The following is a 26,138-nucleotide window of genomic DNA, read 5'->3' as shown; positions in this document are numbered from 1 at the left end:
AGGGCGCAGTTGAGTTGTCAACTGCGCCCTTTCTACTGCCTATGTATGTGTATGGCAAGACGTACATCCCTTTTGCAGATAGATCCTGCTTAAGTAAGATACTTCGACAAAACTCTCCCCACTCCTCCTTTTTCGACAAAAACATTGGATAAGGGCTTCTCCTAAAAAGTGACTTCAATATGTGTTAAAATGGGGACAAACTGTGAGTCTCAACAGAGGAGGACACGCTACGATGAAAGAGTTCGATTTGAACAACAAAGACGGACAAGATAAAAAGAAAAATCAATTTACTATTCTAAAGGACGACTCCACGGATGGTCACGGCGGATATGGTGTCGGTTCCATCAGTTTGGAAAATATGACGCCTGTCATCGTCGATCCGAATGAAGGGGAGGCCTTTATTGATATGGGCGCTCTTCATGCCCGCAGTAAAGTGGAGAAGCGGATCAAGTTCCTTCCGAACAAGGAAGAGGTCCCGAACGGCCTTCTGTACTGGATCGCCTGGATCACCGTCGACCATCGTGAGGGTGAAGGCGCCGGCTACTACGGAGTGGCAGCCAGTGAACTCCGTGTCGATCGTTCCATTAAGCGTGGCTATAAGCTGATGCCCGAGCACGTGAATCATATGGACAAATCCTTGAAAGGGAAGTTCGCCGTCGACCACATGGACGAGCCATCGAAGAAGCTGCTTGGCGAATACCTGCGTGATTTTAAGCCTGAGCTTTGGAAAAATACAAGACAAGAACTGAAAGACTCTCTCGGAGTGGAGTAAGTCTGGTACGAAAAGGAGCCTTGTGATGAGGCTCCTTTTTTTATGGATGAACAGTAATCGTCGTGAACGCATGTCTCTGTACTGTTTTATCATCGCTGATGGGAGAAAAGGGGAGTGACAGCGTATCTCAGCACGTTTTTTCATCGAGCGGAAAGCCTAAACAGCCGTGAGGTCCTGACTCATGACGTGTTCAGTCCATCCCGCACACGGGAAGAAAGACCCTTTTTAGGATTTTCCGCTAAATTCCAGTATACGCTGGCTCTTTTTATGATAGAATAAGAACAAATGTTCGTGTTATGAGGAGGAGCAGCTATGGGAGAACAAAATCGTGACCGCGGGTCGATTAAGTGGACGTCGCTTATGCTTCCGGAGCATGTCGAGATGATCCGTAACCTTTGGAAAGAGGATGAGCGTGTTGAAAAGGGCATATTGGATGAACAGAAAGCAGTGGAGATCGACTTTCTGCTGCAGCGCGCACTGAGCGATAATTTGACGGTTTCAGTGAAGGTGCACAACGGCTTTGATTATGAACATCTTCAACTGAAGATGAAGCAGGTGAACAAGCTGGAGAAAACGGTGTATGGGGTGGATTGGAAGACGAAAGACCCGGTCAAAGTGCCGCTCGATCGGATCGCTGATATTTCGATTGTGTAACCGTTTTGTTAAAATTCACAAAACGTTCACAGAAATGTAACAAAACCGAGTTGGCTAATCTTGACTGAAATGGGTGCGGGTAATATATTAAGTAACACATGGGTTACACTCATGTGTTACTAGGACAGAGAAAACGACCGGATGCTCACCGGTCGTTTTCTCTGTCTTTTTTTATGTTTTAGAAAATCCAGTCGACTACTCCTTTGAACCAAGGGTCGTCTCGGAATTCATCTTCCAAATCTTCGATGTCGCGGTTTTCATCACTGCCGCAGACCGTTTTCGGAATGTCTTTCTTCGGCATGTACATCAACCGCTCCTGCGGGCAGTTCGGTCCGGCGCGGAATCCGGTTTCCGGGTCGATGTAGACACCCTTCACGCCTGGAGTCGGGATGAAGGCAGCTTGTGGAAGTGGTTCGTGTATCGCTTCCATTGTATCTGCCCAGATGGTCTTGGCATACCGTTTTTCGTTGAAATCAGTCAGCGGCTGTCCTTTGTCATGACCGATCCATACAGCGGATAAGTATTCTGGGCTGAAGCCGATCATCCAGCTGTCAGCATCCGTGGTTCCGGATTTCCCGCCGTACATGCGTGTTAGCTTTCCTAGAATGGAAGAGCCTGTGACAGGTGCGTAATCCGCACTCAAGACCGAATCGAACATTCCTGTCATCATGTGCGTGACCGTGAAGGCACGGTCGGGGTCAATCGGATCTTCTTCGTTGAAGACCGGCTTGTATTCATATAAAACATTGCCGTGACGGTCGGTGATTTTCTGGATAGTATGTCCACGTAGGGATTCGGACCCATGTACCAGTTTGCCGTACGCCTCGAGCATTTCATATAGGGAGATGTTCACAGCCCCGAGCGCAAGGGAGGGAACGGCCTCTGCGGAAGTTGAAATCCCGAACGTCTCAAGCGTATTGACGAGATTCTTCGGTCCGATGTCCATATGTGTCGATACGGCGTAAATGTTATCGGATACGGCGAGAGCCTGTGCCATCGTAATCGGCTTTTCGGCATATTTATGGTTGTAGTTCTTCGGGTCATACCCATTTTCTTCGCCATTCCACTTGAACGCTTTATCCTCACTTTTGATCATCGTGACAGGAGAATACCCTTCTTCAAGTGCCGCATAATATAAGAACGGCTTGATCGTCGATCCCACGTGGCGTCTTGCCTGCGTCACTCTGTTATAGGAGCTCTCACTGTAATCCCGTCCACCGACCAGGGCCGTAATGCTTCCGGATTCACTATCCATGACGGCTGATGCGACTTGGGCATCCTCCTCACTCGGCATGGCCGCTGCAATTTTTTCTTCCAAAATGGTCTGGTGTTCTTCGACCAGAGTGGTGTAAATATGGTAACCGCCGGTTTGGACGGCTTCCCGTTCGACATCGAGAATGCGTGCGGCCTCCGTCAGGACTTGATCCTGGAAGTAAGGGGCGACGTCTTTGTCGGTCTGCTTGTCCGGATCTGAGTAAGTCAGGCTTGCCGTTACCGCTTCGGTCTTCTCAGAATCCGTAATGAAACCGCTCTTCTCCATTTCAGATAAGATTAAGCTCTGTCTCGATTTGGCGCGCTCTTCATTGGCGAGCGGAGAGTAGTAGCTCGGCCCTTTCGGAATACCTGCGAGCATGGCTGATTCCGTCAAGGTCAGCTCTTCTGCCGGTTTATTGAAAAAATAGCGGCTGGCGGCTTCGATACCGTACGCTCCGTGTCCGTAGTAAATCGTATTTAAGTAGCCTTCGAGAATTTCATCTTTGTTGTAGAAAATTTCGAGCCTGAGCGCATAGAGTGCCTCTTGGATCTTCCGCTTCCACGTCTTATCGTGGGAAAGATAGAGGTTACGCGCATACTGCTGTGTGATGGTGCTTGCGCCTTCGACCATCTCCATATGTTTCAAATCGGTCAATGCGGCGGATGCAATACGCCTCACATCAAATCCGAAGTGGTCGTAGAAGCGGCGGTCTTCAATCGCGATGGTCGCTTCCTTGATCGATTTGGGCATATCTTCAATATTCGTCCAGTATCGTTCCTCTGCTCCGTGATCCTCGCCGATGATGGCTTCGTCCTGACTATAGTAGACGGTGTTCTGTTCGGTCATGAGGGACGGGGGACCTTGCGTGATGGCATACCCGAGTACACAGAGCACGCCTATGAATGCGGCAGCCCCTGCGAACAAGGACCATTTCACGCCACGTTTAAACCATTTGAAGGTGAATCGTATAAAAAAAAGCATTCTTTTATACTCCTAACTGTTAAGAATGTATAAAGACTGCTATTATTATGTGAGAATATGCATATTTTTAAACCTATGAAAGAGGCGAAGCGAACATGGCAACATGGTTTACTGAAAAACAAACGGAGAATTTCGGCATCACAGCGAAAATCAACCGTTCCCTTCATAAAGAGAAAACAGATTTCCAAGAGCTCGAAATGCTCGAGACAGAAGAATGGGGCAACATGCTTGTCCTGGATGATATGGTTATGACGACAGAGAAAGATGAATTTGTGTACCACGAAATGGTGGCGCACGTCCCGTTGTTCACGCACCCAAGTCCGAAGCATGTCCTGGTCGTAGGCGGAGGAGACGGCGGCGTCATCCGTGAAGTGTTGAAGCACAAGAGTGTCGAGAAAGCGACGCTTGTCGAGATCGATGGCAAGGTCATCGAATACTCAAAAAAATACCTGCCGAGCATTGCCGGCACCCTCGATGATGCGCGTGTAGAAGTGAAAGTGGACGACGGCTTCATGCACATTGCTAAAAGTGAGCGTGAATACGACGTCATCATGGTCGATTCCACTGAACCCGTCGGACCCGCTGTGAATCTTTTTTCTAAAGGATTCTATGAGGGCATCTCTAAAGCGCTGAAGGAAGACGGCATCTTTGTCGCCCAAACAGACAACCCTTGGTTCAAGGCTGATTTGATCCGTCAGGTTTACGGAGATGTGAAAGAAACATTCCCGATTACGAAGGTGTACACGGCGAACATTCCGACTTACCCAAGTGGGTTGTGGACGTTCACAATGGGAAGCAAGCTGTACGATCCGCTTCAAGTACCGGAAGAGCGCTTCGAAGAGCTGGATACGAACTATTACACCGAAGAGCTTCACACCGCCTGCTTCGCTCTGCCGAAGTTTGTGAAGGATTTGACGAAGGAGTGAGCGACGTGTTGTTTGACGAAAGTTACTCTGGAAAAGTATTCATCATGAGCCGCGCAACGGAAGAAGAGGCGGATACAATCATCTACGGGATGCCGATGGACTGGACGGTCAGCTTCCGTCCAGGCTCACGCTTCGGCCCGTCCCGAATCCGTGAAGCCTCAATCGGACTTGAAGAATACAGCCCTTATCTCGACCGTCACTTGGAAGAGATCCGCTATCATGATGCAGGCGATATCATGCTGCCGTTCGGTAATGCGCAGCGGAGCATTGATATGATCGAAGGCTACATCGATCAATTAGTAGAAAAAAACAAGTTTCCACTCGGTCTGGGTGGGGAACACCTAGTAACGTGGCCTGTGCTCAAAGCGATGTATCGCAAGTATCCGAATATGGCCGTAATTCACATCGACGCACACGCGGATCTACGCGAAGAGTACGAAGGCGAGCCGTTGTCTCATTCAACCCCGATCCGGAAGGCGTGCGAACTGATCGGTCCAGAAAACATTTATTCGTTTGGTATCCGCTCCGGCATGCGTGAAGAATTTACATATGCCGAGCAAAGTGGCATGCACATGTCCAGGTATGAAGTGCTCGAACCGCTTCAAGAGATTCTCCCGACACTGTCGGGACGCCCGGTGTACGTGACGATCGACATCGATGTTCTCGATCCAGCCTTTGCCCCTGGTACGGGAACGGCAGAAGCAGGCGGCATTTCATCGAAGGAATTACTAGGAGCGATCCACGCGATTGCGGGTAGTGAGGTGGACGTAGTCGGCGCTGACTTAGTCGAAGTCGCGCCGGCTTACGATCCAACAGAACGAACACAGATTGCTGCAAGTAAATTTGTACGTGAAATGCTTTTAGGCTTCACGAAATAAGTGATATGATAGAGACAAAGCCACCTCCAGGGGTGGTTTTTCTATTGGATCGAAAAATATAGAATTCTGGCTTTGGGGATTACACTCGCCTTATAAGCCAAATCCGGCTCCAGCGCCATGGCGCCCTGAGCCTTTGATTTTGAGAAAAGGAGTCATAATCTATGAATCGAAAAACGATTGGCATTATCGTTGCCTATACGATCGTGATGGCTTCCCTTTTATTTGTCACGTTCGGGTTAAACTGGAACCCGTCAGGCTATGACTATAAAGTAGAAGGGGACACCCTGACGATCGAGCGCGGAATGATCGCGTCTGAAACACAAGAAGTCAACATTCAAGATAAGCAATCGACTGCGTTGTTATTTTACACAGCGTTATCGAAAGAACGTGGTCAATGGAACATCGACTTGACGATGATCGGCCTGTTACTGCCGTTTATCCTGCTATTGTTCGTTCCGGAAAAACAGCCGCTTAAGGAGACCGTACCGAGAAAATGGTACAGGTTGGTCGTCATCAGTGCAGCCGTCCTGTATCTCGCATACAGCATCACGCAGCACGTGACGAACATTTCGCTGATCCAGACTTATGTGGAGCGGCTGCTTTCATAATAATAGGAGTTGGGCTGCGAAAGTCGCGCCCGAACCGCGGAAGTCGCGCTCGAATGGCGAAAGTCGCGCCCGAACGGCGAAAGTCGCGCCCGAACCGCGGAAGTCGCGCTCGAATGGCGAAAGTCGCGCCCGAACGGCGGAAGTCGCGCTCGAATCACGAAAGTCGCGCCCGAACGGCGGAAGTCGCGCTCGAATGGCGAAAGTCGCGCCCGAACCACGGAAGTCGCGCTCGAATCGCAAACGTCGCGCCCGAACCGCGGAAGTCGCGCTCGAACGGCGAAAGTCGCGCCCGAACGGCGGAAGTCGCGCTCGAATCACGAAAGTCGCGCCCGAACCCCGAAACGCGCCTGCACCCAAGTCACAACAGTTCGACATATTCCGGGAGGCTTGCGTTTTTTCTCTCGAATTCTTATAATATACAAGTTATAGTGTACGAAATTATCAACAATGAAAGGCGGATGGACATGCCAAGTAACGCCAAAGACGTTCAGGTGAAGCTCGTAACCGAAATCAAGGACGACGGTCGAAAAGAGAAGATGGAAGTTAACGAGCCGGGGCAGTTCTACCAACGTGGAGATACGAAAGTACTGACGTTCACAGAACACCCGGACGAGGGAGATGCCATTAAGACAATGGTGACGGTCAAGCCGAGTCACGTCAGTATTAAGCGGAGCGGCGGCGTCGAGATGCGCCAAGTGTTTCAACCAGAAGTAGAAACCGAGAATATTTACCACCATACGTATGGTGATTTTCATATGAGAACGGTCACAGAGAAGATGGAGTTTCAGTTGCTGGAGGAAGCTTCAAAAGGGAAATTGACGCTTCGATATCAAATGACGTTAAACCATGAAGTCACGCAGGCGCACAGCTTGACGTTGACGTTTGAGGAGGAGAGCTGAATCATGAACATTGTGGAACAGATGGAGCAGACGCTGAAGGATGAAGTAGTACGTGCCGTGCTTGCGGCCGAGCTCGCGACAGAAGAGGAAGTACCGGATGTCGTGCTCGAGCAGCCAAAGGATAAAGCACACGGAGATTACGCAACCAACATGGCCATGCAGCTTGCGAGAATCGCCAAGAAGAACCCGCGCCAAATTGCAACGGAGCTTGTGGAGCAGTTCGATAAATCCAAGGCATCTATTGAAAAAATAGACATTGCCGGTCCAGGATTCATCAATTTTTATATGAATAATCAGTACTTGACGAAGCTTGTGCCGACGATTCTCGATGCTGGGGAAGAGTACGGACGTACGAACCACGGAGACGGCCACAAAGTACAAGTCGAGTTCGTATCCGCCAACCCGACAGGAACGCTACACCTTGGCCACGCACGAGGAGCGGCTGTCGGCGATGCGTTATGCAACGTTCTTGATGCAGCTGGATATGATGTGGCACGTGAATACTACATCAACGATGCCGGTAACCAGATGGCGAACCTTGCCCGTTCCCTTGAAGCGCGTTACATGCAGGCGCTTGGCAAAGAGTGGGACATGCCGGAAGATGGGTATCACGGAGCGGACATTATCGGTCTAGGTAAGAATCTTGCGGAAGCAGAAGGTAGCAAATGGGCGGAAGCATCTGAAGAAGAGCGCCTTGAATACTTCCGTGAATACGGTTTGAAGTTCCTACTTGATAAAATCAAGACAGACCTTGAAGAATTCCGTGTTCCATTCGATCACTGGTTCTCTGAAACCTCCTTGTATCAAGATAGTCAGATTAAAGACGCCTTGAACGTGTTGAATGAGAAAAACTATGTGTATGAGAAAGACGATGCGACATGGTTCGAAACGACGAAATTCGGAGACGACAAGGACCGTGTTCTGATCAAGAATGATGGAACGTACACGTATTTGACGCCGGATATCGCGTATCATAAGAATAAGCTCGATCGTGGATTCAATACGTTGATCAACATTTGGGGAGCCGATCACCACGGCTACATTCCTCGTATGAAAGCGGCGATCCAAGCGCTTGGATACGATGAGAAGACGCTTGAAGTGGAAATCATCCAAATGGTCAACCTGTTCCAGGACGGGGAAAAAGTGAAGATGAGTAAGCGTACAGGTAAAGCCGTTACGCTTCGTGAGCTGATGGAGGAAGTCGGAATCGATGCCATGCGTTACTTCTTCTCCATGCGTTCCAGTGATTCTCACCTCGACTTCGACATGGACCTTGCTCGTTCAGAGTCCAACGAAAACCCTGTGTACTACGTGCAATATGCACACGCCCGCATCTGCACAATGCTGAAGCAGGCAGAAGAAAAAGGCTTTTCTCAAGACGGATTTGATGGCAGCCACCTGACGTCTGAAAAAGAAGAAGATCTTCTGAAGCGTCTTGGCGAGTTCCCACAAGTGGTCGCCGACGCAGCCGAGAAGCGCACGCCTCACCGCATTACGCAATATGCGTTTGATCTAGCCTCCAATCTTCACAGCTTCTATAATGCTGAGAAAGTATTGGATGAAGATCACAAAGGGCGTACAGCTGCACGTCTTGCGTTAATGACAGCCGTCCGCACAACGCTTCGTAATGCCCTGAAGCTCATCGGCGTCTCAGCACCTGATCAAATGTAATTATTCTGAGCATCGAAAAGCTAGTTTTAACTGTAAGATCGTCATTCATTGTTGTGTAAAATAGCGGATGTTCGCACAACTGGTGATCTTTAAACGGATTGAAGTGAGGTTCTGGATCCACTGTTGTAATGAAGTGGGGTGGAAAATGACGAGACTCCTGCGGGATGCACGGACCACGGCGAGATCCACTCAGGCTTTAGCCTGAGTTCAAAAGTGATCAAGGATGTTCGAACTAAAACCGCCACGTCCTGTGGCAACGTCGAACGACCCAACGTCCTGTTGGGCCGCGGAAAGCGAGTTATTTTCCACCCCACGCAGCACTCTATTTTTTCCAGAACCTTCTTTAGGCAACTTTAAAAAACGCAAGGTTCGGTACCTTGCGTTTTTTAACCAATATTATGAAAACGTTTTAATTTATTCGATAGGAGAGATTCAACATGAAAGAAATCATCTTTGCTTTATTAACAGGTTTAGTCGTAGGCATCGTCTTCGCCTTGCTGAAGCTTCCGATTCCCGCACCGCCGGCGGCTGCTGGAGTGGTGGGGATCGTCGGCATTTATTTAGGATTCAAGCTCGTTTCCTGGATCAGCCCGGTGCTGACGGATATCATTAAATAATCAGCCCAAACTAAAGTCATTCACAAGAAAGGTCGCAGGAGAACTGCGATCTTTTCGTTTATTCTCGTTTTGATAGAGCGATTGTTCAACCATTGGTCATCGAAGGCAATGGCATCGCCGAAGTCTTCCAAATACATATTGCGTAAGTTTTGGACGAAGTTCCTCTCGTAAATGAACGTGTTCACTTCTTTGTTTAGAAAAAGACTGCGCCGGTCGAAGTTCGCTGTCCCGAGATCGGCCAGCACACCGTCCACGATCACGACTTTGGCATGATAAAACCCTGCATCGAAAAAGCCGACCTTCGCCCCGTCGTTCCGCATCCTTTTGAGGTAGGGGATTGCCGCTTCTTTGACAAAGGGGTGATCCGCCTTCATCGGAATCATAATTTTCATATCCACATCACGATCCAGCGCACGGTGAAGAGCCGCCATTAGCCGTTCAGTCGGAATAAAATATGGAGTGCCGATCAACAGCTCACGTTCTGCACGCTCAATCATCGCATACATCTCATCCTCCAAATCGACTCCGTCTGTTGCGACAATCCGTACCTCTTGACTTCCTTCAGCTTCTGGCACGAGAGCTTCTCTTTTTTCACCTGTCGCAAGATACCAATCGTCCAACAGTACTTCATGAAGCTGACGGACCAGCTGACCGGTGCTTCTCAAGTGATAATCCCGCCAATCACGGAATTTGGATGACTCCCCAATGTAATTCATTCCGATATTGTAGCCCCCGACATATCCAATCTCACCATCAATAATGGCAATCTTTCGGTGGTTCCGCCGCTGCAGACGATAGAAGAAGTAGGGGAAGCCCGGCACCTCCGCAAAGCGGAATATGACACCAGCTTCCTCCAATTCCTGACGCAAGCGGCGGTCCAGCTTGAAGCAGCCGAGCCTGTCCCCGAGTAAACGGACAGGTACGCCTTCTTTCGCCTTGTCCATCAACACTTGGAGAAAGTTGCGGCTGATATAATCATTGTCAATTAAGTAAAAGTAAATATCGACTTGAACAGACGCTTGATGAATATCGTTAAATAAGTCCTCATACATTGGTGAACCATTTTTGTAGAGCTTATAGTCCGCTGTTGTTTGCTTGAATGACAGCTTGCGGGCATTTTGATGGTGTGCTTTCCGCCCGAAGTGAAAATCCAAGAATAAAAGTAGGAAAATTACAGCGATGATCAGGATAGTCAGCATAGGTTCACCTCCTTTCCTAGTATGCTTTCCCTAATCCCAAATGATTCAAAAGGAAAAACAGGAAAACATGTTGACTGAATGCTCATTCATAATTTATGATAGAGCTATAAGATTCAGAAAATTAGGAATCGCACTTGCGGTCACATCAAAGAGGGGGAGAACTCATGAATCCTTTGTTACTCGCAAACTGGATTCTGTTCCTTGGTGTCATGATTTATGGAGGATACTTATTCGTTCGCGTCGTTCGGACTCGTATCGCTTATATCAAGATGGGACGGAAATTCGAGTTTGATGGAGAAATTAAAAATCGGATGCGTAAAGTAGCAGTCAATGTATTCGGTCAGAAGAAATTATTGAAAGACAAGAAGTCAGGCGCCATTCACGTCATGATGTTTTATGGCTTCATTCTTGTTCAATTCGGTGCCATTGATTTTATCTGGAAAGGACTAGCCCCGCAGTCTCACTTGCCACTGGGACCTTTTTATGAAGGATTCGTCTTTTTCCAGGAACTTGTTACCTTGATGATTTTAGTTGCGGTCATCTGGGCTTTCTACCGCCGTTACATTGAAAAACTGGTTCGTCTGAAGAGAGGTTTCAAAGCAGGACTTGTTCTTATATTTATCGGTACGTTGATGCTTTCTGTCCTGATCGGAAATGGTATGAGTTTGATTTGGTTCGGCTATGAGGGTGCTTGGACAGAGCCTGTTGCGACTATTATTGCAAGCGCTTTCTATTGGGTGCCACCGACTGTAGCCGCCACCATCTTCTACGTCATGTGGTGGGTCCACCTGTTGATTTTACTTACTTTCTTAGTCTACGTGCCTCAATCGAAGCACGCGCACTTAATCGCTGCTCCGGTCAACGTGTTCTTGAACCGTGAAGATCCGCCGGGCAAGCTGCAGAAGATCGATTTTGAGATTGATGAAGAGGCAGATGAAGAAGAGGTTTCGTTCGGAGTCGGAAAAATTGAAGACTTCAACCAGCTTCAGATGATCGACTTCTACGCCTGTGTGGAATGTGGCCGTTGTACGAATGTATGTCCAGCAGCCGGATCAGGGAAAATGCTGTCTCCGATGGACCTCATCGTGAAACTTCGTGATCATTTGACGGAAAAAGGAGCGGCCGTGACCGGTCAATCTCCGTGGGTTCCAGCTTATGCGTTCTCTGGAACGGAAGGCAATACGCTTGCGCAAATGGCACGTACTCCTGGAACGGACGAAGCCGCTGCATCCATTGAGGCAGTCAACAATAAGAGCTTGATCGGCGACGTCATTACAGAAGAGGAATTGTGGGCTTGTACGACATGCCGTAACTGTGAAGACGCCTGCCCGGTTATGAACGAACACGTCGATAAAATCATCGACCTGCGCCGCTACCTCGTCCTGACAGAAGGAAAAATGGACGCCGATGGTCAGCGTGCAATGATGAACATTGAACGCCAGGGGAATCCTTGGGGACTATCGAAGAAAGAACGTGAAGACTGGCGTACGATGGAAGAGGATGTTCACATTCCAACCGTGAAAGAGTTGAAGAAATCTGGAGAAGAATTCGAATATCTATTCTGGGTCAGCTCCATGGGATCCTACGACAACCGCAGTCAGAAGATCGCGATGGCGTTCGCGAAGCTGATGAATGCGGCTGGCGTGAAATTTGCCATCTTAGGTAACAAAGAGCAGAACTCCGGCGACACCGCACGCCGAATGGGTAACGAGTTCTTGTTCCAGGAACTCGCGGAGAAGAACATGAAGGAATTCACGAAGCACGACGTCAAAAAAATCATTACCATCGATCCGCACGCCTACAACATTTTTAAAAATGAGTATCCAGACTTCGGTTTAGAAGCTGAAGTGTATCACCATACGGAAATGCTTGCGGAATGGTTGAAGGAAGGACGTCTGAAGCCGGAAGGTGTCGTAAACGAGAAAATCACCTATCACGACAGCTGTTATTTAGGACGTTACAACGAAGTGTACCAGCCGCCTCGTGAAGTGCTCGAAATGATTCCAGGTGTTGAAGTCGTCGAGATGAAACGTAACCGTTCAAACGGCATGTGCTGTGGAGCTGGTGGTGGAATGATGTGGATGGAAGAGAAATCCGGTAACCGCGTCAACGTCGCCCGTACCGAACAGGCACTCGAAGTCGAACCTACGATGATCTCAAGCGGATGCCCATTCTGCCTGACGATGCTCTCAGATGGAACGAAAGCGAAGGAAGTCGAAGAAGAAGTCAGCACAATGGACATCGCCGAAATCTTGGCGAAATCCATGTTCGAAAATACGGGTGAAAAGACAGCCTGAGGAAGCGAAAGGGCTGGGGGACCGTCCGCTTTCCGTGGGGCGGCGCTGAGCCTCCTCGCTCGCTTTCGCTCTCTGCGGGGTCTCACCTGTCCACCTTGTCCCACAGGAGTCTCCCGGTCCCCCAGCCCTTTCTGGCCAAATTAGGAAGCTTTTTTTCATGGTTCGGCTGAACGAAGTGGGGGGACTGGAAAACCATTGCTAAAGGGAAATAGGCGGAAATAATGTTAGGTTTCGAACATTGTCTGTCCATTTTTAACTGTAAAAATAATAATAATAATCTAAAAATTATGGAAAGTGTACCTGATTTTCGGTACACTTTCCATATGAGAAGAAATTGAGCGAGCGTTCAATCGTCAATTTTGTAAGCGTTATCAATAAGAGGAGGAACCAATATGCGTAAAACAGTCATTGTAGATGGAGCCCGTACACCTTTTGGTAAATTCGGTGGAGCCCTTGCTCCGCTGACAGCGGTACAGCTTGGTGGAATTGCCATCAAGGAAGCGTTGAAGCGAAGTCATGTAAATCCGGAAGACGTTGGAGAAGTGATTATGGGAACAGTGCTTCAAGGTGGTCAGGGGCAGCTTCCGTCCAGACAGGCATCAAGGGAAGCGGGCATTCCGTGGGATGTAAAAACCGAGACCATCAACAAAGTCTGTGCCTCAGGAATGCGAAGTGTCACGATGGCCGATCAGTTCATCCGCCTCGGTGAAGAAGACATCATCGTCGCTGGGGGAATGGAAAGCATGAGCAATGCACCGTACTTCATGCCGAAAGCACGATGGGGACTGCGCATGGGTGATGCTCCGGTCAAAGATATGATGGTGCACGACGGACTGACGTGCTCCTTTGAAAATGTCCATATGGGCAACTACGGAAACCGAACAGCAGACCAGCTGGAGATTTCCAGGGAAGCTCAGGATGAGTGGGCGTATCAAAGTCACCAGCGTGCTGTGAAAGCGATGGATGAAGGGACGCTTTCAGAAGAGATTGCCGCAGTCGAGGTGCCGCAGCGTAAAGGTGATCCTGTTGTCGTCGATCAGGATGAAGCACCGCGTAAGAGCACAACGGTTGAAGCTTTGGCGAAACTCCGTCCTGTGTTCGATCCTCAAGGGACGATCACGGCAGGTAATGCCCCTGGAGTGAATGATGGTGCCTGTGCCATGCTGCTGATGTCTGATGAAAAAGCTCAAGAAGTAGGGGCGAAGCCATTAGCGACGATTTTAGCTCACGATGAAATTGCAGTTGAAGCTCAGGACTTTCCGCAGACACCGGGGCTTGTCATCAATAAACTTTTAGAAAAATCAGGAAAATCCATAGAAGAAATCGATCTTTTCGAAGTGAACGAAGCGTTTGCGGCTGTCTCGCTTGCCAGTGGGAAAATTGCAGGGCTTGATCCGGAAAAAGTGAATGTGAATGGCGGGGCTGTCGCACTCGGACACCCGATCGGGGCAAGTGGAGCGCGGATTTTACTGACGCTTGCTTATGAGTTGAAGCGCCGTGGCGGCGGACTTGGCATTGCGTCGATCTGTTCAGGCGGCGGTCAAGGGGATGCCGTACTGATCGAAGTACCGAAATCATAAACGGAAGGAGTGTAGAGGATGGAAATCAATCAAGTGATGGTCATTGGTGCAGGGCAGATGGGAGCTGGGATTGCTCAAGTTTTTGCTCAAGCTGGACTGAAGGTGAAGCTGAATGACATGAATCAGGAGGCGTTGGATAAAGGGCTCTCCGGCATTGAGAAGCGTCTTGCCCGTGCAGTCGAAAAAGGAAGAATGACGGAGGAAGAGGAGAGAGAGGCTTTCAATCTTCTTTCCGGTACGACGAATATGGACGATGCTTCAGACTGTGATTTGGTCGTCGAAGCCGTCGTTGAAAATATGGACGTGAAAGAGAAGGTTTTCAAACGATTGGATGAAGTGACACCGGAGCATGCCATTTTAGCGACGAATACGTCATCGCTTCCAATAACAGAAATTGCGGCAGCGACCAATCGTCCCCACCAAGTGATCGGCATGCACTTCATGAACCCGGTTCCGGTTATGAAGCTTGTCGAAATCATCCGTGCCATTCAAACGAGTGATGAAACGTATCAAGCGATTGAAGATATGACGAGGCGCTTGAGCAAAGAACCTGTTGAAGTGGAAGATTTCCCTGGGTTTGTGTCGAACCGTATTCTGATGCCGATGATCAACGAAGCGATCTATACCGTTCACGAAGGCGTCGCCTCTCCGGAGGACGTGGACACGGTGATGAAGCTTGGTATGAATCATCCGATGGGGCCACTCACGCTTGCGGACTTTATTGGACTCGACACGTGTCTCTATATCATGGAAGTTCTCCACGAAGGCTTCGGAGACAGCAAATACCGACCTTGTCCACTGCTTCGGAAGTACGTAAAAGCAGGGTGGCTCGGCAAGAAATCGGGCAGAGGATTTTACAGCTACGAATAACTTGTGAAGGGGAGAACGGCGATGCATTTACAGTTTACGGATGAACAGGAAATGATGCGAAAGATGGTGCGTGATTTTGCAGAAAAGGAAGTCGCTCCAGCGGTTGAGCGGATGGAGAAGGAAGACCGGTTCCCGGAAGAGTTGATTCCGAAGATGGGAGAGCTCGGACTGATGGGCGTGCCCATTCCGGAAAAATACGGCGGAGCGGAAATGGACTACACCTCCTACATCATCGCCATTCATGAACTGTCGAAGGTCAGTGCGACACTTGGTGTCATTTTATCTGTTCACACCTCTGTCGGAACAAACCCGATTCTTTATTTCGGGACGGAAGAGCAGAAGCAGAAATACTTACCGAAGCTGGCATCGGGGGAGTACTTAGGTGCCTTCGCCCTTACGGAACCGAGCGCGGGTTCAGATGCTGGAAGCCTGAAGACGCGGGCGGTCAAGGATGGAGATCATTATATCCTCGATGGATCGAAGGTGTTCATTACAAACGGTGGGAACGCTGATACCTTCATTGTTTTTGCGCGGACGAATCGGGAGGAGTCCAACGGGAAGGGATTGAGTGCATTCATCGTAGAACGTGATACGCCGGGATTCTCGATTGGAAAAGCGGAGAAAAAGATGGGGATGCACGGATCAAGTACCGTCTCGCTTAATTTTGACCAGTGTAAAGTGCCCGCTGAACAGCTTCTCGGTGAAGAAGGAGAAGGCTATAAAATCGCGCTTGCGAACTTGAATATCGGACGGATCGGGATTGCCGCACAGTCGCTTGGGATCGCCGAGGCAGCTCTTGAACATGCGGTTGCTTATTCGAAAGAACGCGTCCAGTTCGGTAAGCCGATTGCGAGCCTTCAGGGGATCTCATTCAAGCTTGCCGATATGGCTACAGCTGTCGAATCTTCCAAGCTGTTAACCTATCATGCTGCCTACCTTCAACAGGAGGGCAGACCTTGTGCGAAGGAAGCCTCCATGGCGAAACTGTTCGCTTCCAAGGCAGCTGTCGAAGCGTCTATCGAAGCAGTACAGGTCCACGGAGGATACGGATATACAGAGGATTATGCTGTCGAGCGTTTCTTCCGCGATGCGAAGGTGTGCGAAATCTACGAAGGAACGAGTGAAATCCAGCGAATCGTCATCAGTAACCAATTGATTAGAGACTAAGGGAGGACCTACCGTGAATTTTACATTATCTGAAGAGCAGGAAATGCTGAGAAAAATGGTGCGCGACTTCGCTAAGAATGAAGTGGAGCCGACCGCTGCCGAGCGTGATGAAGAAGAACGCTTCGATCGAGAGATTTTTGACAAAATGGCTGAACTTGGACTGACAGGCATCCCGTGGCCGGAAGAATACAGCGGCATCGGATCTGATTTCGTCAGCTACGTCATTGCCGTTGAAGAACTGTCCCGCGTTTGTGCCTCGACAGGCGTAACACTGTCTGCCCATATTTCCCTCGCCAGCTGGCCGATTTATAAGTTCGGAACAGAAGAGCAGAAGAAAACGTTCCTTGCTCAACTCGCTTCAGGTGAGAAGCTCGGCGCTTATGCTTTATCAGAGCCCGGTGCCGGAAGTGACGTCTCTTCCATGCGCACGCAGGCTCTGCTTGACGGTGACCATTACGTCCTGAATGGAAGCAAGGTGTGGATTACGAACGGCGGTGTAGGAGACCTATACGTTGTGTTTGCCAAGACGGACCCAGATGCGGGCAGCCGTGGAATCAGTGCGTTTATCGTAGAAAAAGGTACACCAGGGTTTACGTTCGGTAAAAAAGAGAAGAAGCTCGGAATTCGTTCCTCTCCAACGACCGAATTGATCTTCGAAGACTGTAAGATTCCGAAAGAAAACCTGCTTGGAAAAGAAGGAGAAGGCTTCAAAATCGCGATGATGACGCTGGACGGAGGCCGGAACGGTATCGCTGCCCAGGCTGTTGGAATTGCACAGGGAGCCCTCGATGAGTCCGTCGCCTATGCGAAAGAGCGTGAACAGTTCGGCAAACCGATTGCCAAGCTTCAAGGAATATCCTTCAAGCTTGCCGATATGGCAACGGAAATCGAAGCATCGAGACTTCTAACCTATCAGGCGGCGTACTTGGAGTCAGAAGGCCTTCCGTATTCGAAAGCATCCGCGATGGCGAAACTTTTTGCTGGTGATACAGCGATGCGCGTCACGACAGAAGCCGTCCAGGTGCACGGTGGATACGGCTACACGAAAGATTATCCAGTCGAACGCTACATGCGCGACGCCAAAATCACTCAAATCTACGAAGGCACACAGGAAATTCAGCGTCTCGTTATTGGAAGAATGGTTACAAAGGATTAGAGGATTAAGCCCAATTACGATCAAATACCAAAGAAGGTGAACCGAATGCATCCACTCGCCGAACGAATTCAACAACGGGATATGCGCGCCCTTGCCCGCGCCATTACACTGATCGAAAACGATTCAGAAGACAAACTCCGTCTGATGAGCGATATCTTTTCGATGAAAAAGCGAGCCCATTATGTCGGCATCACCGGTTCACCTGGCGCAGGCAAAAGTTCTTTGATCAATCAGCTGCTTACTTATATACGGAGTCTCGACCTGACGGTTGCGGTCATCGCTGTTGACCCGACAAGCCCGTTCAGCGGTGGGTCATTACTCGGAGATCGTACGAGGATGAACCAGCACTTTATGGATCCTGGCATATTCATCCGCAGTATGGCGACCCGGGGCAGTCTGGGTGGCCTCGCCCGCTCGACAAAGGATGCGATCCGCGCCTGTGATGCCTACGGATTTGATGTCATCTTAGTCGAGACGGTTGGAGTCGGACAGTCTGAACTCGATATTATGAAAGTCGTCGACACGACAGGTCTTGTTCTGACACCGAACAGTGGCGATGTGCTTCAAATCTTCAAAGCAGGCATTATGGAAATTGCTGACCTTTTTATCATCAATAAAGCGGACCTTCCAGGTGTCGGAAAGTTGAAGGCGACCCTTGAAGAATACAAGATGATCGTCAATAAGAAAAGGTGGCAGCCTCCGATTGTCCGCACGATTTCAACAGAGAACAAGGGCATGGAGGAGCTGTGGGACAACGTAGCACAGCATCAATCGTACTTATATGAAACAGATGCAGGAGAGGCGCAGCGGCAGGAGCAGTTGAAGCTTGAAGTCTATGATCTGATCCGCGAGGAATTGTGGCGGGAAGTGAGAAGGGAAATCGATGACGATCAAGAGAAGCAGACTGCTTTCCGTAATACAGAGGCCGATCCTTATCAGCTTGCGCGTACGTGGGTTCAAAATTGGATGAACAAAGGGGAATGATTATGTCGAAAAAAGAAGTCCCTTCCTCCATTAAAGATGAAGCACTGGTGACGAAGAGACGAAACCAGATGATTAAAGGAGCCGTCACCCTTTTTATTGAAAAAGGCTTCCATAAAACGACAACCCGTGAAATCGCCAAGGCGTCCGGGTTCAGCATCGGAACGCTCTATGAATACATCCGGACCAAAGAAGACGTTCTGTTCTTAGTCTGTGATTCGATCTATCAACGAGTCAAGGAGCGGATGGAAGCTTCGATTGATCCACGTGAAACGACGGTTCAAAGCCTGATTCATGCGGTCAGGTCTTATTTCCAATTGATGGACGACATGCAGGATGAGGTTCTTGTCATGTATCAGGAGGTCAAATCCCTCACGCGAGACGCACAAGATTATGTGTTGCAAAAGGAACGTGAAATGGTCGCGATGCTCGAGGACGTCATCCGGAACAGCCTGCCCGGGCGTGAATCGGAAGAAGAAATCAAGCTTCTTGCGAATAACATTTTCGTCCAGGGACAAATGTGGGGATTCCGGAGGTGGATTCTGCAGAGGCAGTTCACGATCGAGACCTATACAGACGTCCAAATCCAACTGCTGCTTAACGGAGTAGGAGAATTTCAAAAACAAGAAGGAGGAGCTTGAAGATGGAACAACCGACGGTCTATCAACCGAAACATCCGGTCCGTTTTGTAACCGCTTCCAGTCTGTTTGATGGGCACGATGCCTCCATCAACATCATGCGGCGGATCTTACAGTCGACAGGAGCAGAAGTCATTCACCTCGGACATAACCGCTCCGTAGAAGAAGTCGTCAATGCCGCCATTCAGGAAGATGCTCAAGGAATTGCGATCTCTTCTTATCAAGGCGGACACGTTGAATATTTCAAATACATGGTCGATTTATTGAATGAAAAAGGAGCCGGCCATATCCGCGTTTACGGAGGTGGTGGCGGCGTCATCATCCCACGCGAAATCAAGGAGCTTCATGAATACGGGGTCGCACGCGTATTTTCTCCGGAAGACGGTCGCACGCTCGGCCTTCAAGGCATGATTAACCTTATGATCGAAGAATGCGATTTCCTTCCACCTTTACAAGTAGAGGAGGGAGTCAGTCAGTTAACTGAAGGAAACCACCAGGCGATCGCCCGTTTTATTACGTATGTTGAAAATACACCGAAGCAGGAACGGGAAGCCGTTGCTGCATTTGATACAGCGGTGGACCGTACGCAGGAAAAAACGATTCCCGTACTCGGAATTACGGGGACGGGTGGAGCGGGTAAGAGTTCACTCACCGATGAACTCATCCGTCGTTTCCTGAATGAAATCCCGGAAAAGAAAATCGCCATCTTATCCGTTGACCCGACAAAACGGAAAACAGGAGGGGCCTTGCTTGGAGACCGCATCCGGATGAATGCGATTTTCAATCCTCGCGTCTATATGCGCTCCCTTGCCACAAGGGATGCACGATCGGAGCTCTCCACTGCGGTCGAAGAAGCGATTCAAGTTGTGAAGGCGGCCGGCTACGATTTCATCATTGTCGAGACGAGTGGCATCGGGCAGGGAGATGCAGCCATTACCGACATCACCGACCTGTCGATGTATGTCATGACAGCGGAATTCGGCGCCCCTTCCCAGCTTGAGAAAATCGACATGATCGATTTTGCCGACTTCATCGTGATCAACAAGTTCGAACAAAAAGGTTCAGAGGATGCTTTCAACCAAGTGAAGAAGCAGTATCAGAGAAGTCACATGCTGTTCCATGAGGACGATTCGAAGTTTCCGGTGTTCGGAACCATTGCGAGCCAGTTCAATGATCCGGGAACGAACACGCTGTTTGCCTCGATTGTCGATGTGTTGAATGAACGATACGAATGGCAGGACACCACGTCCTTAGAGCGCGTCGATAAAGTCGAAAAGCAAAACGTCATCATCCCGAACGATCGCAAGCAGTATTTGCGTGACATTGCGCTTGCTGTACGTGACTATCATAAACAGACAGAAGATGAGGCGCAGAAGGCACGTAAACTCTACCAGCTGAAAGGAACGATCGAAGCGGTGGAGGACGGGGATACGAAGCAAAGCCTTGAACGACTCGTCGAGGATTACGAGAAGTCGATCGACCGGACCGCCAAGGAGAAGCTCGATGATTGGGATGACCTGCACGAGCGCTACAGCGGAGATACGTACAGCTTCAAAGTACGGGATAAGGAAATCACGATGGACCTGACAACAGAGAGCCTTGCTGGTCTTAAAATCCCGAAAGTCGCGCTTCCGAATTATTCTGACTGGGGCGACCGTCTGACGTGGCTGCTGAAGGAAAATGTACCCGGCGCCTTTCCCTTCACAGCGGGCGTATTCCCGTTCAAACGAAAAGGAGAGGATCCGAAGCGTCAATTCGCTGGGGAAGGAACGCCTGAGCGCACGAACCGCCGCTTCCACTACCTATCAGAAGGCGACGATGCGAAACGCCTGAGTACAGCCTTCGACTCCGTCACGCTCTATGGTGAAGACCCGGATGAGCGTCCTGACATTTACGGGAAAGTCGGAGAAAGCGGTGTGAACATCTGTACGCTCGAGGATATGAAGAAGCTCTATGACGGCTTTGACCTCGTCGACCCTACAACGTCTGTATCGATGACCATAAACGGACCGGCGCCGATTATCCTGGCGATGTTCTTCAACACGGCTGTCGACCAGCAACTGGCCAAATTCCGTGAAGAAAACGGTCGCGAACCGAATGAAGAAGAAGCAGCGAAAATCAAAGCCGAGACCATCCACGTCGTCCGTGGTACCGTGCAGGCGGATATTTTAAAAGAAGACCAGGGGCAGAACACCTGTATTTTCTCAACAGAATTCGCACTGCGTATGATGGGGGATATTCAACAGTACTTCATCGATCACGAAGTGCGGAACTATTATTCGGTTTCCATTTCCGGTTATCACATCGCAGAAGCGGGAGCGAATCCGATCACCCAGCTCGCCTTCACGCTCGCGAACGGCTTCACCTATGTCGAGTATTACTTGAGTCGAGGCATGGACATCAACAAGTTCGCACCCAACTTATCATTCTTCTTCTCCAACGGTCTCGACCCTGAATACACGGTCATGGGCCGCGTTGCGCGCAGAATCTGGTCGATTGTGATGAAGGATAAGTACGGAGCGAATGAGCGAAGCCAAAAGCTGAAGTATCACATCCAAACGTCAGGGCGTTCCCTGCACGCACAGGAGATCGACTTCAACGACATTCGGACGACACTGCAGGCGTTGATTGCCATTCAGGACAACTGTAACTCCCTGCATACCAATTCGTATGACGAGGCGATCACTACACCGACTGAGGAATCCGTGCGCCGTGCGATGGCGATTCAGATGATCATCAGCAAAGAGTTCGGCTTGACGAAAAATGAAAACTCTCTGCAAGGTTCCTACATCATCCGCGAATTGACCGACCTTGTCGAAGAAGCGGTGCTTCAGGAATTCGAGCGCATCAATGACCGTGGAGGCGTTCTCGGAGCGATGGAGAGACAGTATCAACGTGGGAAAATCCAAGAGGAATCGCTCTATTACGAAGGCAAAAAGCATTCAGGAGAACTGCCGATCATCGGAGTGAATACCTACCTGAATCCGAACCCGCCTTCAGAAGAAGAGATCGACTCCATGGAACTCGCCCGTGCATCCAAAGAAGAGAAAGAGCACCAAATTACAGAACTGAGAAGCTTCCAGAAGCAGCATGAAACAGAAGCCGATCAAGCACTCAACAGGTTGAAGCAGGTCGCAGCAGGCGGTGGAAACATTTTTGCCGAATTGATGGAAACCGTCAAAGTCGCAAGCCTCGGCCAAATCACCAACGCCCTCTATCAAGTCGGAGGACAGTATAGAAGAAATATGTAACACTCATTAATCTATTTTCTCCCTTAAAAAATAGAACGCGCCCTGCTCATACGATGAGCAGGGCGCGTAAACTTTCCCTTGATTCCTTGAAAAGACACCGATATCGGTTTGCTGAAATGGAGTGAAGCGGTGTTGGAGAACACTCCCTGTCTATCGGCAGTCAGTGATATTTTTCATAATGCTGAAATATCACATTGATGTCACGAAGATTTAATTGAGATATAAGTAAAAACTGAGGTTCCTACACCTATCGGGAAGGGAGAGGGAGATTGCAGTGGGGTTCTGTATTCACTAATTCTCGCGCAGTGGGGTGGAAAACTAGGAGACTCCTGCGGGATGCAAGGACCACGGCGAGATCCACTCAGGCGGAGCCTGAGTTCCAAAAATTCACAAGGATGTTCGAACTAAAACCGCCACGTCCTGTGGCAACGTCGAACGACCCAACGTCCTGTTGGGCCGCGGAAAGCGAGTAGTTTTCCACCCCACTGCCCACTGACTAAAGTACAGAACCTTTACTCTAAAAAATGCGTCCTGCTCTCACTTGAGAAGCAGGACGCGGCAAAGATTACTTGTTACTTAAAAAAACTCAGTGACTCTAATATACCTGATAAGCCACGTCCGGCTCCAGCGCCCAGCTCCTCGCGACATAAGCAACCCACCCTCTGGAAGGGAAAATCGCCTTCCTGCGGGCGTTTTGCTTATGCGAGTCGGAGCTCCCAGGGCGCTTCCGCCTTTGGGGTTTAGTGGCCACCAACTTGATCGTCATCGTGCGCTTGGTTGACCTCGGTGATATAAGGCTTTTTCATACCATACCATTCATACGTCAGATTGTACGTTTCATCCGACTTTAAGAGCATCCACGTGCTCGTATCTTTCACATGAAGCTTCTGCCCATCAGCCATGACATAGTACCCATCTTCATCATGAGTCTTTTCCGTAATCGTAGCCTCGGACAAATGCTCGGAACGAACGAGTCCATAGTTACTGAATAGATAAACAACGACAACCACCGCGAAGATCAAGGTGGCAATCCAATTGAACGGGTGTGTTTTTAACATAGGTCCGCTTCTCTCCTTATGATGTAGTCCTACATTTATTTTATATGAAATGATAGAAGAACACCAAGCAATTGCTGTTCTCCTTATAGCGTGAGAGAAAGGTTTAAATTCTATTCAGATTGGCTACTAATGGTTGTACCTGTAAATTTGATTTTTATAAGTCCAACTCATATAATGGATGGTATGATTAAATGTGATTCGTATGTCTATGACGTCATATTTTCTATTATGTGTAGATAAAGGAGTGCTGAGATCGTGAGTTTAAAAGAACTAAGCAAAGAACAAATTGAAGAATCTTCAATGATTGAACTTGCAACGATCATTATGGAAGAAGAAAGAGAAGCTATCGATTTTAATGAGATTTTCAATCGCATTGCTTCTTTGAAGAATTTCACTGAAAAACAAAAAGAAGAGAACATCGCACAGTTTTATACAGATATGAACATCGACGGACGCTTCATGACGATCGGAACCAACCGCTGGGGACTTCGCAGCTGGTATCCAGTCGAACAGATGGAAGAGGAAATCGCCAACCTTCCACAGAAGCGTAAGAAGAAGAAAAAGAAGAAGAAACCATCCAAGCTGCTTGAAGATGAGCTGGGTATTTCCGAATACGATGCTGCAGATGATGAGGATCTCGAAGATGACGTCGATCTTACCGACGAAGATCTCGACTTAGATGATGACGACGATGACTTCGACGGCGACTATGAAGATGATGATCTGGACGAAGAGGAAGAAGAAATCGTTGAGGATGACATCAGCTTCATCGGCGATGATGATGAAGAGGACGACAAGTAATCCGAAATCGCGGTTGACTTTCAAAAGCCAAATCAGTAGAATCTTATTTGGGCTCTTTAATTTCCGAACGAAATATAACGCTCCCCTTTGATAGGGGAGCGTTTTTTATTTTTTATATACAATCAGGTTATGATAAAAGGTAAGGTTCCCTGAACGCAATCGTTAGTTTTGACAATATATATGGAAAGAGGGATATACGTGGCAGCAACTAAGTATATTTTTGTGACAGGCGGAGTTGTGTCATCTCTAGGAAAAGGAATCACAGCAGCTTCTTTGGGACGACTACTAAAAAATAGAGGGTTGAAAGTAACCATCCAGAAATTCGACCCGTACATCAACGTGGACCCGGGCACGATGAGTCCGTATCAGCACGGAGAGGTGTTTGTGACAGAAGACGGAGCGGAAACCGACCTTGACCTAGGTCACTATGAGCGCTTCATCGACATCAACTTGAACAAATTCAGCAACGTGACGACAGGTAAAGTGTACTCAAGCGTCATCAAGAAAGAACGTCGCGGTGATTACTTGGGAGGAACTGTCCAAGTAATCCCTCACATCACGAATGAAATCAAGGAACGCGTTTTCCGTGCAGGTCACGAAACGAATGCCGATGTCGTCATTACTGAAATCGGTGGTACGGTAGGGGACATCGAGTCTCTACCATTCCTTGAAGCGATTCGCCAAATCAAGAGTGATATCGGCCGTGAGAACGTCATGTACCTTCACTGTACACTCGTGCCTTACTTGAAAGCAGCAGGCGAAATGAAAACAAAACCGACACAGCATAGCGTCAAAGAGCTGCGTTCTCTTGGAATCCAGCCAGACGTGATCGTGCTTCGTACGGAGAACAAGATTTCAGAAGATATGAAAGAGAAAATCGCTCTTTTCTGTGACATCAATAAAGACGCAGTAATTGAAGCAGGAGATGCGGACACATTGTACAATGTACCGATCACGCTTCAAGAGCAGAACCTGGATCAGTTGACGTGTGATCACTTCGGTCTGACTTGCCCGCCGGCAGAAATGACTGAGTGGAATCAGCTGATTGATCAAGTGAAGAACTTGAAGGAAAAAGCGACGATTGCCCTTGTTGGTAAATATGTCGAACTTCCAGATGCGTATATCTCTGTTGTGGAAGCCTTGAAGCACGCAGGTTACGGCTACAATGCAGATATCAACGTGAAATGGGTGAATTCAGAGGAACTGGAAGGCGCAAATGTTGCGGATCAGCTGCAAGACGTCGACGGAATTCTCGTTCCTGGAGGATTCGGTGACCGAGGCATTGAAGGTAAAATCGACGCTATCCGTTATGCACGTGAAAACAAGGTTCCATTCCTTGGAATCTGCCTTGGTATGCAGCTTGCCACTGTAGAATTCGCACGTAATGTGCTTGGACTTGATGGTGCGCACTCTGCCGAAATCAATCCGGCTACACCACATCCGATCATCGACCTTCTACCTGAACAAAAAGAAGTAGAAGACCTTGGCGGAACGCTTCGTCTTGGTACCTACCCGTCTCGTCTGAAGGCTGGTACGAAAGCAATGGAAGCCTACGGTGCAGAAGTCGTGTATGAGCGTCACCGTCACCGTTTCGAATTCAACAACCACTACCGTGAGCAAATGGAAGCAGCAGGCTTCACGTTCTCTGGTACAAGCCCGGACGGACGTCTTGTCGAAATCATCGAGGTGGATGACCACCCATGGTTCGTTGCGAGTCAGTTCCACCCGGAATTCAAGTCTCGTCCAACACGTTCTCAAGAACTTTTCCACGGCTTCATCGGCGCAGCCATGAACCGTTCATAACATGGAAGAAAGCCGGGGCATCTGCCCCGGCTTTGTTTATAGTTTTTAGAAAAAGTCCTATCGGTTCTTTTAACGC

At 49.0% G+C, this 26,138-nt stretch carries 21 protein-coding genes; 18 read left to right on the top strand and 3 right to left on the bottom strand.

Annotated features, from left to right (window positions below; translation table 11 throughout):
• Window positions 1–232: 232 nt before the first annotated feature.
• A complete protein-coding gene (locus LCM20_RS10740; RefSeq protein ID WP_225195452.1) occupies window positions 233–772 on the top strand; it encodes a YwhD family protein in 540 nt (179 codons plus the stop codon).
• Between the two features lie 312 nt (window positions 773–1,084).
• On the top strand, window positions 1,085–1,426 hold the full coding sequence (locus LCM20_RS10735; RefSeq protein ID WP_225195451.1) for a YolD-like family protein: 342 nt from the start codon (window positions 1,085–1,087) through the stop codon (window positions 1,424–1,426).
• Between the two features lie 178 nt (window positions 1,427–1,604).
• On the opposite strand, the gene LCM20_RS10730 is transcribed toward LCM20_RS10735, so the two are convergent.
• Window positions 1,605–3,662 (bottom strand): transglycosylase domain-containing protein, encoded by a 2,058-nt coding sequence (locus tag LCM20_RS10730; protein ID WP_225195450.1) that lies wholly within the window; start codon window positions 3,660–3,662, stop codon window positions 1,605–1,607.
• A gap of 95 nt (window positions 3,663–3,757) precedes the next feature.
• Here LCM20_RS10730 and speE point away from each other — a divergent pair, with 95 nt between their 5' ends.
• The 6 genes from speE to LCM20_RS10700 all read left to right on the top strand — a co-directional run bounded on the left by speE (window position 3,758) and on the right by LCM20_RS10700 (window position 9,261).
• The gene (gene speE, locus LCM20_RS10725; protein WP_225195449.1) at window positions 3,758–4,588 is read left to right on the top strand and encodes a polyamine aminopropyltransferase; all 831 of its coding nucleotides are present in this window, start codon (window positions 3,758–3,760) and stop codon (window positions 4,586–4,588) included.
• Between the two features lie 5 nt (window positions 4,589–4,593).
• Complete coding sequence (gene speB / locus LCM20_RS10720) at window positions 4,594–5,466, top strand: agmatinase (protein WP_225195448.1); 873 nt, start codon at window positions 4,594–4,596, stop codon at window positions 5,464–5,466.
• A gap of 161 nt (window positions 5,467–5,627) precedes the next feature.
• A complete protein-coding gene (locus LCM20_RS10715; RefSeq protein ID WP_225195447.1) occupies window positions 5,628–6,074 on the top strand; it encodes a hypothetical protein in 447 nt (148 codons plus the stop codon).
• 53 nt (window positions 6,075–6,127) lie between these two features.
• Window positions 6,128–6,973: a DUF1934 domain-containing protein gene (locus tag LCM20_RS10710; RefSeq protein WP_225195446.1), complete on the top strand. Its 846-nt coding sequence runs from the start codon at window positions 6,128–6,130 to the stop codon at window positions 6,971–6,973.
• A gap of 3 nt (window positions 6,974–6,976) precedes the next feature.
• A complete protein-coding gene (gene argS / locus LCM20_RS10705) occupies window positions 6,977–8,644 on the top strand; it encodes an arginine--tRNA ligase (RefSeq protein WP_225195445.1) in 1,668 nt (555 codons plus the stop codon).
• Between the two features lie 437 nt (window positions 8,645–9,081).
• Window positions 9,082–9,261, top strand: coding sequence for a XapX domain-containing protein (locus LCM20_RS10700; RefSeq protein WP_225195444.1), 180 nt, complete (start codon window positions 9,082–9,084; stop codon window positions 9,259–9,261).
• A gap of 20 nt (window positions 9,262–9,281) precedes the next feature.
• On the opposite strand, the gene LCM20_RS10695 is transcribed toward LCM20_RS10700, so the two are convergent.
• Complete coding sequence (locus tag LCM20_RS10695) at window positions 9,282–10,460, bottom strand: phospholipase D-like domain-containing protein (protein ID WP_225195443.1); 1,179 nt, start codon at window positions 10,458–10,460, stop codon at window positions 9,282–9,284.
• Between the two features lie 164 nt (window positions 10,461–10,624).
• Between LCM20_RS10695 and LCM20_RS10690 the strand changes: the two genes are divergently transcribed.
• The 8 genes from LCM20_RS10690 to icmF all read left to right on the top strand — a co-directional run bounded on the left by LCM20_RS10690 (window position 10,625) and on the right by icmF (window position 22,400).
• Complete coding sequence (locus LCM20_RS10690; protein WP_225195442.1) at window positions 10,625–12,757, top strand: heterodisulfide reductase-related iron-sulfur binding cluster; 2,133 nt, start codon at window positions 10,625–10,627, stop codon at window positions 12,755–12,757.
• A gap of 392 nt (window positions 12,758–13,149) precedes the next feature.
• The gene (locus LCM20_RS10685; protein WP_225195441.1) at window positions 13,150–14,337 is read left to right on the top strand and encodes an acetyl-CoA C-acetyltransferase; all 1,188 of its coding nucleotides are present in this window, start codon (window positions 13,150–13,152) and stop codon (window positions 14,335–14,337) included.
• Window positions 14,338–14,355: 18 nt separating this feature from the next.
• On the top strand, window positions 14,356–15,207 hold the full coding sequence (locus LCM20_RS10680) for a 3-hydroxybutyryl-CoA dehydrogenase (protein WP_225195440.1): 852 nt from the start codon (window positions 14,356–14,358) through the stop codon (window positions 15,205–15,207).
• Window positions 15,208–15,228: 21 nt separating this feature from the next.
• Window positions 15,229–16,374, top strand: coding sequence for an acyl-CoA dehydrogenase (locus LCM20_RS10675; protein ID WP_225195439.1), 1,146 nt, complete (start codon window positions 15,229–15,231; stop codon window positions 16,372–16,374).
• 13 nt (window positions 16,375–16,387) lie between these two features.
• Complete coding sequence (locus tag LCM20_RS10670; RefSeq protein ID WP_225195438.1) at window positions 16,388–17,530, top strand: acyl-CoA dehydrogenase; 1,143 nt, start codon at window positions 16,388–16,390, stop codon at window positions 17,528–17,530.
• A gap of 45 nt (window positions 17,531–17,575) precedes the next feature.
• The gene (gene meaB, locus LCM20_RS10665; RefSeq protein WP_225195733.1) at window positions 17,576–18,514 is read left to right on the top strand and encodes a methylmalonyl Co-A mutase-associated GTPase MeaB; all 939 of its coding nucleotides are present in this window, start codon (window positions 17,576–17,578) and stop codon (window positions 18,512–18,514) included.
• A 2-nt stretch (window positions 18,515–18,516) separates the two neighbouring features.
• A complete protein-coding gene (locus tag LCM20_RS10660) occupies window positions 18,517–19,152 on the top strand; it encodes a TetR/AcrR family transcriptional regulator (RefSeq protein ID WP_225195437.1) in 636 nt (211 codons plus the stop codon).
• A gap of 2 nt (window positions 19,153–19,154) precedes the next feature.
• Window positions 19,155–22,400, top strand: a complete 3,246-nt coding sequence (icmF, locus tag LCM20_RS10655) for a fused isobutyryl-CoA mutase/GTPase IcmF (RefSeq protein ID WP_225195436.1) — start codon at window positions 19,155–19,157, stop codon at window positions 22,398–22,400.
• A 740-nt stretch (window positions 22,401–23,140) separates the two neighbouring features.
• Here icmF and LCM20_RS10650 read toward each other — a convergent pair.
• Window positions 23,141–23,458 carry a hypothetical protein gene (locus LCM20_RS10650; protein WP_225195435.1) on the bottom strand — a complete coding sequence of 106 codons (318 nt, stop codon included), beginning with the start codon at window positions 23,456–23,458 and terminating at the stop codon, window positions 23,141–23,143.
• Window positions 23,459–23,713: 255 nt separating this feature from the next.
• Between LCM20_RS10650 and rpoE the strand changes: the two genes are divergently transcribed.
• A complete protein-coding gene (rpoE, locus tag LCM20_RS10645; RefSeq protein WP_225195434.1) occupies window positions 23,714–24,259 on the top strand; it encodes a DNA-directed RNA polymerase subunit delta in 546 nt (181 codons plus the stop codon).
• A gap of 198 nt (window positions 24,260–24,457) precedes the next feature.
• Window positions 24,458–26,062, top strand: coding sequence for a CTP synthase (locus LCM20_RS10640; RefSeq protein ID WP_225195433.1), 1,605 nt, complete (start codon window positions 24,458–24,460; stop codon window positions 26,060–26,062).
• Window positions 26,063–26,138 lie beyond the last annotated feature (76 nt).

Origin of the sequence: Halobacillus litoralis (assembly GCF_020171725.1) — a bacterium.
In the GTDB taxonomy this organism is placed as follows: Bacteria; Bacillota; Bacilli; order Bacillales; family Halobacillaceae; genus Halobacillus; species Halobacillus litoralis_F.
Note: the sequence above shows the minus strand (reverse complement) of the source record. Positions and strands in the feature narration are given on the sequence as shown.